The sequence below is a fragment of the Bacteroidales bacterium genome, assembly GCA_035647615.1.
In the GTDB taxonomy this organism is placed as follows: domain Bacteria; phylum Bacteroidota; class Bacteroidia; order Bacteroidales; family 4484-276; genus SABY01.
The window spans coordinates 45,320-56,443 of the sequence record DASRND010000003.1 but is presented as its reverse complement, the minus strand read 5'-3'; the positions used below and the strand labels follow the sequence as shown (position 1 = coordinate 56,443).

Annotated in this window: 10 protein-coding genes; 6 read left to right on the top strand and 4 right to left on the bottom strand. The window is 43.7% G+C overall.

Going from position 1 to position 11,124, the window contains the following annotated elements; all coding sequences use genetic code 11:
* Window positions 1-446: 446 nt before the first annotated feature.
* Window positions 447-1,865 carry a dicarboxylate/amino acid:cation symporter gene (locus VFC92_00940; GenBank protein HZK06741.1) on the bottom strand — a complete coding sequence of 473 codons (1,419 nt, stop codon included), beginning with the start codon at window positions 1,863-1,865 and terminating at the stop codon, window positions 447-449.
* Window positions 1,866-2,007: 142 nt separating this feature from the next.
* On the opposite strand from VFC92_00940, the gene VFC92_00935 reads away from it, so the two are divergent.
* The 4 genes from VFC92_00935 (at window position 2,008) to dtd (ending at window position 5,696) form a co-directional block, all read left to right on the top strand.
* Window positions 2,008-3,570, top strand: a complete 1,563-nt coding sequence (locus VFC92_00935; GenBank protein HZK06740.1) for a T9SS type A sorting domain-containing protein — start codon at window positions 2,008-2,010, stop codon at window positions 3,568-3,570.
* Between the two features lie 199 nt (window positions 3,571-3,769).
* On the top strand, window positions 3,770-4,393 hold the full coding sequence (locus tag VFC92_00930) for a hypothetical protein (GenBank protein ID HZK06739.1): 624 nt from the start codon (window positions 3,770-3,772) through the stop codon (window positions 4,391-4,393).
* A gap of 113 nt (window positions 4,394-4,506) precedes the next feature.
* Window positions 4,507-5,229, top strand: a complete 723-nt coding sequence (locus tag VFC92_00925; GenBank protein HZK06738.1) for an FKBP-type peptidyl-prolyl cis-trans isomerase N-terminal domain-containing protein — start codon at window positions 4,507-4,509, stop codon at window positions 5,227-5,229.
* 14 nt (window positions 5,230-5,243) lie between these two features.
* Entirely contained in the window at window positions 5,244-5,696 is a 453-nt protein-coding gene (gene dtd, locus VFC92_00920; GenBank protein HZK06737.1) for a D-aminoacyl-tRNA deacylase, read from the top strand.
* Window positions 5,697-5,892: 196 nt separating this feature from the next.
* Here dtd and VFC92_00915 read toward each other — a convergent pair whose 3' ends face one another.
* On the bottom strand, window positions 5,893-6,219 hold the full coding sequence (locus VFC92_00915) for a hypothetical protein (GenBank protein ID HZK06736.1): 327 nt from the start codon (window positions 6,217-6,219) through the stop codon (window positions 5,893-5,895).
* Between the two features lie 154 nt (window positions 6,220-6,373).
* Between VFC92_00915 and VFC92_00910 the strand changes: the two genes are divergently transcribed.
* Both VFC92_00910 and VFC92_00905 read left to right on the top strand, forming a co-directional pair.
* Window positions 6,374-7,672, top strand: coding sequence for a HAMP domain-containing sensor histidine kinase (locus VFC92_00910; protein HZK06735.1), 1,299 nt, complete (start codon window positions 6,374-6,376; stop codon window positions 7,670-7,672).
* Between the two features lie 75 nt (window positions 7,673-7,747).
* Window positions 7,748-8,482, top strand: a complete 735-nt coding sequence (locus VFC92_00905; protein HZK06734.1) for a response regulator transcription factor — start codon at window positions 7,748-7,750, stop codon at window positions 8,480-8,482.
* A gap of 272 nt (window positions 8,483-8,754) precedes the next feature.
* Here the strand turns inward: VFC92_00905 and VFC92_00900 are convergent, their stop codons facing one another.
* Both VFC92_00900 and VFC92_00895 read right to left on the bottom strand, forming a co-directional pair.
* Window positions 8,755-9,318, bottom strand: a complete 564-nt coding sequence (locus tag VFC92_00900; GenBank protein HZK06733.1) for a GNAT family N-acetyltransferase — start codon at window positions 9,316-9,318, stop codon at window positions 8,755-8,757.
* A 243-nt stretch (window positions 9,319-9,561) separates the two neighbouring features.
* Window positions 9,562-11,121 (bottom strand): toxin-antitoxin system YwqK family antitoxin, encoded by a 1,560-nt coding sequence (locus VFC92_00895; protein HZK06732.1) that lies wholly within the window; start codon window positions 11,119-11,121, stop codon window positions 9,562-9,564.
* Window positions 11,122-11,124: the final 3 nt, after the last annotated feature.

The following is an 11,124-nucleotide window of genomic DNA, read 5'->3' as shown; positions in this document are numbered from 1 at the left end:
AAACGACAGAATCCCCATTACTGCCGGGTTAATTTTGACAAATCCTGAATGTTAAAAAATAAATTTGGTTTTAGAGGTTAAGCAAGTGTTAATAAAAAGTGGTAACTTAGTTAAAATATTTTGGGCAGCTAAATTAATGGAATATTAACATCATCCAAAAGGAGAGGCGCAGTTTATATGGATACTATTGAAAAGATAAATTTATATCTTTGATATTCAATAATATAAAATTATTATTTAAAACACTTACAAATAGAGAAAGCTGTTAAAAAACGGTTTTAAATTAGTTCTTTGGGCGTGTCAATTAATGTGCCATCAGTCGACGTTTTCTTTTTCTTGTTGTATTTTATAATTAAAATAAATTAGAAACAAAGGAATGCACGAAACCCAAATTCATAATTGCTTGGCTCGTGATAGTATAATTGATTTATGTAAGATCGAAATTTTTACAAATCCACCGCCAACTGCTCTTGCTCCGAGCGTGCAATGATGACAGCGCCACAGCTGTCGCTCCACACATTTACAGTTGTTCTGAACATATCCAGAATCCGATCGACAGCCAGAATAAGGCCAACGCCTTCGAGCGGCAACTGCACCGCGGTAAGTATCACTGTAATCATTACAAGACCCGCCATTGGGATAGCGGCAGCGCCAATGGACGCAAGCAGCGCTGTGGCCACAATAATAAGTTGGTTGAACAGAGATAATTCAATGCCGTAAGCCTGGGCGATAAACATGGCTGCAACGCATTCGTAAAGTGCGGTTCCATCCATGTTGATGGTAGCTCCAAGCGGTAAAGTGAAACTGCTGATCTTGTTGGAGACGCCCGATTTTTTTTCTACAGCCGACATGGTGAGCGGAAGGGTTGCTCCCGACGAAGAGGTAGAAAAAGCGGTGAGAAGTGGTGTGGTCATGTTGCGCAAATGTGCAAATGGTCGCACCCGCCCGACAAAACGCAGCAGGAGCGGCAGGGTAATCAAAGCATGAATAAGCAATCCTGCCACTACCGTTACCATGTAAAGGCTCATGCTTGAGATAAGGCCTAAAAGATCGTTTTGGTCAGCGACCACTTTGGCCACGATTCCGAAAATACCCAGCGGGGTAAAAAGAATGACAAACATTACAATTTTCATCATTACTTCAAAGATGGCATTGAAAAAACCAATCAGCATCTGGCGGGGCTTTTCGTCTACTTTCATGACGAAGAAGCCAAAAAGGATGGCAAAAAAGATGATGGCCAGCATATCAGCATCAGCCAAAGCTCTGAAAATGTTGTCGGGGACAATTTCGATGATAATATCGAGGAAGCTCTTTTGTTTCCCTACAAGGTCTCCAACTTCCTGTGTCAATGTGATTTCAGTTCCTACGCCAGGCTGAATAAGATTTACAAGAAGTAATCCGGTAAGGATTGCCAGCAGGCTTGTGATTACATAATATCCCATCGTCTTCAGGCTAAGCCTGCCCAGATTGCTGCCACTGCCGATGTTTGTTACGCCCGAGATAAGCGAACTGAGAATAAGCGGAATGATGATCATGCGCAATGCGCGCAGAAAGAGATCGCCCATCCAGCTCACAGCTTTGATGGCCGGATTGGTATATGAAAAACGAACCAGCAACGGATAATACTTTTCGTAAGCTGCCGGGGTGAGCTGCTCCCGGGCAACCTCAACTAATTCGCCATACGTGTAACTACTGTCGCTTTGTGCTTCCCGCAAGGTAGCAACCACCTCGGAAGGCGCCATCTTTTTTTCAAGTTTATCTACCACCTGTTCATCCAACACATAGTGCGTCGGGAACAATAAACCATAAATAACAGCAAGTATCAGTGCAATGAGAATCTGCCAGTGAAGGGCAACTTTTTTCATCTGCTATATTTTACACATTTATTTTTTTGTAATAAATTTTGGTGGCTAAACTACACAAATTCATTTACTGCATAGGCTACAGCAGACATTCCTCGCCGAAAAATGCCTATTTTTGTTTTTATAATTTATAAAATGACAGGAAATGAAGACACTGAAAATGGCGATTCTTTTCTTTGCCATGTTTGGTTTGCAGCAGCTCGCCGCACAGCACACCAACGTGATGATTAGCAATTCGAGCTATCCGGAGGAGCCAACTATTTACATCGATCCCAACAATACCAATCGCATTATTGCCGGTTCTAATATTAACAACTTGTTTTACTCAAATGATGGTGGCTACAGTTGGAACGTGAAGAAACTATATTCGTCAGCGTATGGCGTGGCCGGTGACCCGATGGTAATTGTAGATGAGCATGGGCATTATTATTATTTTCATCTTTCCAACCCATCTAATGGGAATTGGCTCGACCGTATCGTATGTCAGAAATCGACGGATGGCGGGGTCACCTGGAGCCAGGGTTCTTATATGGGATTGAATGGGAAAGATCAGGATAAGCCATGGGTAGACGTGGATAGAAACAATGGCAATCTTTACGCAACCTGGACGCAGTTTGATGTTTATGGCGACAGCAATTTACAGCACCGAAGCAATATTATGTTTTCGAAATCTACCGACAGCGGCGAAAGCTGGTCGGAGGCTTTGCGGATAAACGAAGTCGATGGCAACTGTATCGATAGCGACGAAACCGTAGAAGGCGCTGTGCCCTCGGTAGGTCCTAATGGCGAAATCTACGTTTGTTGGGCAGGGCCGCTGGGGTTGGTTTTTGACCGGTCGCTTGACCAGGGAGAAACCTGGCTCGAAAACGACATATTTGTGAGCGATCTTCCCGGTGGATGGGATTTTGAAATCCCCGGTATTTCCCGGTGCAACGGTTTCCCAATAACAGTGTGCGACAGAAGTGGCGGCCCAAATCATGGAACTATTTACATCAACTGGTCCGATCAACGCAACGGCACTGACGACACCGATGTTTGGCTCGTTAAATCAACCGACGGCGGTGACACCTGGACGGAACGCATCCGTGTAAACGATGACCCGCCCGGGAGGCATCAATTTTTTACCTGGATGACTTTGGATCAGTTTACCGGCCATCTGCATTTTGTGTTTTACGATCGCCGCAACTATACCGACAGCAATACTGACGTTTACATGGCCACTTCCACCGATGGCGGCGAAACCATCAGTAATTACAAAATCAGCGAGGAGCCTTTTGTTCCCGTGTCGAGTATTTTCTTTGGCGATTACAACAATATCTCAGCTGTCAACAATGTGATTCGACCCATCTGGACGCGCCTGCACAATGGCCAGCTAAGTGTGTGGACGGCCATCATCGACACCATCTCAACAGGCATCAGTAATCACATCGAATCCGCAATTCCCTTTGCACTCAACCAGAATTATCCCAACCCGTTCAGCGCCACCACACATTTTTCGTTTAAACTCCGAAGTCCGGCAACGGTTACGCTTAAAGTTATCGACATTTTCGGCCGACAGATTGCTTGTCTGATCGATCATGAAAAGCTCAGCAGCGGTATGTATCTCGAACATTTTGACGCTCGCAAATACAACCTGGCGCCCGGCGTTTATTATTTCTCGCTTACCGGCGACAACATCAACAGGGTGCGCAAAATGGTGGTGGAATAATAAGGATCGGTTTTTCGATTTAAATTTTGTGTTTTGTACTTATTTTAGATTTCAATCAATTTTGTGGTGATGAACAAACTACCTGTAAATCATATCCCTAAATTGCTCTAAAGCTTTGTTTTATAACAGATTGTCATTTTGATAATTATACTAATTTTGTCGTTCTATTGAAGTAATGATTCAAACAAACCAAAAGTTGATGGATTCACAATTCAAGAGTATTCTTTCCAATTTACGTGTATTGGCTATGCAGGAAGGGATTGCAAATCTCAACATCGAGAGCATTTGCAAACGGCTTAATATTACGCCTGAACTGCTTGGTAAATACGTAAAGAACGAGCGCGACCTGGTAACTAAGATTCTTACTTTTGAGCGAAGCAGCTTCATGGAAATCTTTGACGAATTCGATTTTGAAGGGATGAATGCTATCGACATCTTGATGATCGTGAGCCGTGAGATAGCAAGCCGATATTACGACGTAACGCCCACCATTAGCGTGATGCTCAAAGAACGTTATCCAAAAATTTATCAGGCCCACTTTCAAAATCGCAGCGATTTTATTTTTACAAAAATCCAAATCAACCTGCAAAAAGGCATCAGTCAGGAAATGTATCGCGACGATCTGAGCATTGAGCTGGTTTCGCGCCTCTACATGAGCCGTCTTATCGACATCCACAACGAAGAGATTTTCCCCTCCGACCAATTTTCTTTTGAAACCATTTACGAAGTCATGATCGAAAATTTTGTTCGTGGCATCGCTACCCCCGAAGGTTTAAAGTATTTTGAACTGAAACGAAACAAAAAGTCTAAAGCCAACAAATAGAGCTTTTCAATAGCCCCGGGTTTTAATCCGGGGGAAAATGAGTTTAAAATTATCTCCCCTCCATTTCAATATTACGACAGTCCATTATATTTGCAGCTCATGCAAAAACGAAAATGATGTCATTTTTAATAAAAACAACAAAAACATTAGCTGCCATTATGCTGCTGCTCTTGTTTGGCCAGGGGTGCAACAATCGGATGGCAACGCCCGATGATCTAACGCCCACCACACATCTCGACTCGGTGAGCTACATTATTGGCTACGACTATGGCAAAGGAATTCGCGACCAGCAAATAAATGCTGATGCAGCTATGATTTACAAAGGGTTGTACGATGCTCTAAATCACCGCGACAATTATTTTAGCGACAGCACCAAAGTGCGTCTTATCCGAATCTTTCAGCATGAAGTTGACTCGATGGAGCAAATGCGCTTTCTCAAAATGGTGGCCCAAAACAAAGCAGCCGGCAAAATCTTTATGGAAAAGAATAAATCGGCGGAGGGGGTTAATACTTTGCCCGACGGACTTCAATACAAAATACTGAAGACAGGCACCGGCAAACGATATCCGGCCGTCACTGACAGCGTCACCATTCATTACCGCGCCATGTACACCGACCGCACTACCTTTGATATGTCTTACGAAACCGGGCCTATAAATATTCGTGTACATCATCTGGTGAAAGGCTTGCAGGAAGGAATTCAACTGATGCATCGGGGAGCGATCTTCGAGTTTTACATTCCGCCACAACTGGGCTATGGCGATCAAAACTATATCGATTTGATCCCCGGAGGCACCACCACCATCTACAACATCGAGCTTATCGAAATTTATTAATAGAAAGCAAAACTATGCGTGCGGTAATCCAACGAGTTCAAAGAGCCAGCGTAACCATCGGTGGGAGCGTCTATTCTTGCATTGGCGCGGGGCTGCTCATTTTGCTGGGTATCGAAGAGGCCGATACTGATGCCGATATCGAATGGCTAAGTGGTAAAATTTCGCGGCTGCGTATTTTTGATGACGCCGAAGGAGTGATGAATAAATCCGTTATCGAAACAGACGGAGAAGTGTTGGTGGTGAGCCAGTTTACGTTGCACGCTTCCACCAAAAAAGGTAATCGCCCCAGCTATATCAAGGCGGCCAAACCAGAAACAGCTATTCCTCTTTACGAAAAATTTGTAAACCAAATTAGCTACGATACCGGAAAGGCTTCCGCTACGGGTGAGTTTGGCGCTAACATGCAGATAGAACTGTTGAATGACGGTCCGGTAACGCTCATCATCGATACCAAAAATCGGGATTAATCCTGAAAATTAAAAGCGTACTCTTTTACCAACCTTTGGGAGCAGATCCTGAGAAACCTTTCAGCTATTGGCAATCAGCCTGATAATCTTCTTTTCCTTTTGGAGATTGTGGTGGGATTAACAAAAAAAAACCCCGCCGGGGAGGCGGGGACAAAAAAATGAAATGAAAAAATTATCTCTCTCTTTCTCTAACAAATTACTTTTCACCTTTATCTTTATTGCAGGCTGTTTTGCTTTCGTCACAGCACTTGGTAGCACTTTTGTCGGGGCATACTTCCTTGCAACTGGTTTCTTTACAATTTTCTTTTACACAATTAGTGGCGCTCTTTGCATTCTTGTCCTTTTTCTTGGCGTCCTTTTTAGTTTTGTCGTTATCCATAAACGGTGATGCAAAATCATTATTGTTGTCAGCCTGAACAATTAATTCAGAATCATTGGCTGTAGCTTGCTGTACTTCGGTTGCTGTAACAACACCAGTGGTGATGAACAAGGCAAGGGCGATTATCAGTAATACTTTCTTCATGAGGTTTTAGTTTTTAATTTTTAAATGTTTTTGACTGAATAATTATGCTGCAAACATACACCTGCGTCAGACGGTAGCTGTTAAGAGGCTGTTAAAAGCTGTTAAGGTTTTGTTAATGTCCGGAAAAAGACCCGAAGAGCAGTAACTTTGAGGCATGCAAAAACGACTTTATTTTATCATAATCATCATAACTGCGGTTGCCCTTACGGGGATAATTCTCACGCAGACCTTTTGGGTTGCCAGCGCATTAGAAACCAAAGACGATCAGTTGCGGGAGAATGTTGGGTTGGGCATGAAACGCGTAATAAACCAGCTCATGTCGCTGCAAAACGATACGGCTCTGGCTTCGCGCTATCTTAGCTCTCCAAACAAAAACAGCCTCCACTCACAATTTATTCGCTCACTCAATCCTGAACTCATCACTCAGCTTATTACCACTGAATTCCAAAATCTGGAGATACTCCGTTCCTATGATTATGGAATTTATGATGGTGAAAATCACCAATTTATCTTAATCAGCGATGAAGCAATAAAAGAACAACTTATCAATTCGCGTCACCAGAAACCTATCTCCTGTATCTTCCAAATCGAACAGTTTTATCTCACGGTATATTTTCCTCACGAAGAGCGCTATCTGTTCAACGAGATGTTGTTGTACATCTTGCTGTCGGCACTTTTTATGCTCATCGCCATCAGCGGTTTCTGGTATGTGACGCGATCGTTGCTGCAGCAAAAAAAACTCGCTCAGCTCAGAGCCGACTATGTTAATAATATGACGCACGAACTTAAAACGCCCATTGCTACTATTTCGGTGGCCAGCGAAATGCTGCTCAAGCCAGGGATTCAAAGCAGAAGCGAAAAAGTAGATCACTATGCTAAAATCATTTACAACGAAAACCAGCGGCTGAGGAATCAGGCCGATCAGGTGCTCCAGGTGGCCTTGCTCGAGCGCGGCGAGTACAAAATTAATCCCGAAGCTGTGGATGTTCATCAATTAATAGAGCAACTCACCGATAGCTTGCGTGTGACAGTTACGAGCCGTAACGGTGTGATCCAAAACCGACTCAATGCTTCCGGTTACATCGTACAGGCCGACAAAAACCATTTCACCAATGTGCTTAGCAATCTGATGGAAAACGCCAATAAATATTCACCTGAGGCTCCACACATCATCATTTCGACACACAGCAACCGCAAGGGTATTTTCATATCATTTCAGGACAAAGGTATTGGCATCGCCGAAGAACATTTTCGTCACATTTTTAAAAAATTCCATCGCATCTCCACCGGTAACGTACACGATGTGAAAGGCTTTGGGATTGGCCTGTTTTACGTAAAAACAATCGTAGAGGCTCATGCCGGAAATATCCAGGTAAGAAGCAAACAGGGTGAGGGGAGCAATTTTATTTTGTTCTGGCCTTTTCATGCACCCACTCAAAATGCGCTCGAATAGTGACTGATAACCAGAGATTCTGATCAAACTAAAAACTATGTTATATTTGCTTTACCAAACTGCTAAATCATTTACATGATAGAAAACAAAGACATAGCCATCCTTCTTGCCGAGGACGATCCTAATTTAAGTGTGGTTTTAAAAGACTATCTCGAGATGTTGGGATATAACGTTTCGCTCTGTAGGGATGGCTATGAGGCGCTTACTGTATTTAAAACCACACACTTCGATCTTTGTATTTTTGATGTGATGATGCCACGCAAGGATGGCTTTGCTCTTGCTCAGGAAATCCGCGACATGAACGATACGATCCCGATTATTTTTCTCACCGCCAAATCGCTCAAAGAAGATCGTATCAAAGGTTTCAAGGCAGGCTGCGACGATTACATCACCAAGCCTTTCAGCACCGAAGAGTTTAGTCTACGCATCAGTGCCGTACTTAAACGCTGCCTGGTAAAGAGCCACAGTGGTGAAAGCATCGCAGGGAATATTTATAAACTTGGCAACATTGAATTTGATACTATTAACATGATCCTGCGCTGCGACGACTTCGAGCAAAAACTTACCCGCAAGGAGTCCGCTCTTCTTAAGTTACTCATCGAACATCGCAACCAACTGCTCCCACGCGAAAAGGCGCTGAAAAAAATTTGGGGTGGCAACGATTATTTTATCGGTCGCAGCATGGATGTTTTTATTGCCAAGCTGCGCAGCTACCTCAAAGCTGATCCCAACATAAGCATCGTAAATGTGCATGGCACCGGTTTCAGGCTGCAGGTAAACCAGGAGCTGGAGCAGGAGCCAACGGATTAGAATATTGTTGACTTTTCTGGCAGGACTGCGAAGACAAACGATTTGACAATGCCGGTTACAGCTTTTATTTTGAAGACGCACAATCGTGCGCCTTTTTAGTTTTAAAGCTCTTCGATTGTGGTTTGATCCAATCCGGTTTCCCGCAGAATCTCTTCGATAGTTGAGGATCCATTAATTTTTTTATACTTATTATAAACCACCAAAATCTATTTTTAATAAAGAAACCTGAACGCGCGCTACTGAAAGGATGCTCGTTAATGTACCGCTCGCGATTATTCTCCCCCTTTGATTTGAAGATGTTCCATCTGCTTGCCCACTAAAACAATTTTCCCTACACTTTTAAAACCCAGTTTCAAATACAGCTTCTTTGCCTTGGGGTTTTCTTCATCAACAAGCAAACCCAGGTTTTTCCGTTTCTTGCTCACGTATTCATCAATCAGAAACTGCAGCAGATTTGCACCGATGCCTTTTCCCCGATGGCTAAGGCTAACGCCTATCGAATCGATGTAAAATTCACCATTGCTGGTTTCATCTTCAGGTTCAAAGGTTTTATTAAAATTGTCCCGAATGTAATCTATTATTGGCTGTCGCAATGCCGCCAACCTGGCGCCGTCATAAAAAGCAACCGCTGCCACCATTTCGTTATCAATTTCGGCCACCAGGCAGTTTTGATACGAATATTGGTTGTTTTCTTTTTTAATAAAGTAAAGTAAAAACGCCTTCGCTTTTTCATGATCCTTTTCGCCGATAAATTTGTATACAATTTCCTCCGTTGCCAAAAGCAAAAAGGCGACGATGCGCTCTGCATCTGATGGTATTGCTTTTCTGATGATCATCTTGTTGTCTTCGATTTTCTAATTTAAAAGATTATTCATACAAATGAAAGTATAAGCTGACAATGGTTGAAACGCACAATTACAACAAGATGGTGTTGAAATAATAAAATGGTGCATACTAAAAATTCAATTTGGCTTAAAGTGGCAAAAAAAGTGAGATTAAGCCAAATTGAACAAGTAATCTGGTCTGATAGGTTTTAATAAAAACCTTCGCGTCTCCGTGGTGAGAAGGTATAAAAAATCCTAATCCCAATCCTCATCATCGCCATCATCGTCGAACGATTCGGAAAAAGCCGGCTTGATGGTAACGCCATCGTACTTGCGTTCGATTCCGTTTTCGAAGGTGATTACCAGCAGGAGCGTGCCATCGGAATTGTATTTTTTCCAATCACCCTGTTTCATGCCGGCCACGTAGTTTATCTCATCTTTTACCTGGCCGTTGTTCCAATAAAAAACATGCTTGCCGTGGGGATTATCATCGATAAACTCGCCCTCGAAAAGCAAGTTGCCATCCGTGTCGAAATACTTCCAAACACCGTTTCTTCGGCCATAGCTATAGCTGCCTTCTTCGCGGCTGTCGCCGTAGGTGTATGTCCAGGGGCCTTCCTGCAATCCTTCGATGTATTCGCCCTCGGTAACGATGTTGCCATCTTCGTAATATTCGGTCAGCATGCCGTCAGGCAGGCCATGCAGAAAATTCTCTTCACGCAGCAGCGAACCCGAAGGATAATACCACGTCCAGAGACCTTCCGGCGTTCCCTTATTGTTGTAAGTGCCGGTTTGTTCTAATTTCCCGTTGGGGTGGTAATAATTCCAGCGTCCGGTTTTTAGTCCATCGGCATAGCTACCCTCGGCACGCATGGAGCCGTCGGGATAAAACTCTTCCCATTTGCCATTGCGCACGCCATTGGTAAGTGTGATGCCGCTGGCGGTCAGCACGCCATTTTCGTAATAGGCGCCTGACACCAGATTTCCCTCCTCGTCGTATTCGCGCCTTACGCCTTGCGGCAATCCATTTTTGTAGGTTTGCACAATGGCCACCTGTCCGTTGTTGTGATAATCTTTCACCACTTCGAGCCGCGCCAGCTCAGCCACATCTTCCTGCTGCACGCCATTTACCCATTTGCTGGTTTCGAGCAGCTTGCCATTTTTATCATAACTTTTAAAATACCCATCTTTCTCATCGCTGGTATAGCGGCCTTCGAGACTTACCAGACCATTGTTGTGAAAAAACTTCCAGGCTCCCTGCTTGCGTCCTTCCGAGTCGGTTCGGTTGATGCGTTCGCGGGCCACGATGTAACCTTTTTTGTAGGTGGTGAGAGTGATTACTCTCCCGTCGTCGGCGAACTCTTTGGCCAGTCCCTCTTCACGGCCATTCACAAAAGGAATGGTTTTGGCGATGGTGCTGTCGGCATAATAATAGGTGGTGAGACCTTGCCGGATGTCGTTTTCAAAATTCTCTGCAACTATTTCCTGGTCGTGCCAGGTGATACGCAGCCCGTTTTTAATGCCTTGGCTATAATTCACCAGCAACAAGATCTTTCCGGTTTCATCATAAAATTTCCATGACCCTTCCAAATCAAAATTTGTGCGGTTGCCTTCCGATTTCAGCGTTCTGTTTTCGTGGTAAGTCTTCCAATAGCCATCGGGCTTTCCATCTACCATCAGGCCTTCGCTGGCGATGTTTTCATTTTCATAATAAAAAATCTGATAATTCTCCGGCTTGATCGTGTCCTGCGCCATGAGCATCGGAGAGAACGAAATGAAGAAAAATAAAAAGAATGGTATAATTTGCTTAGCCATGAT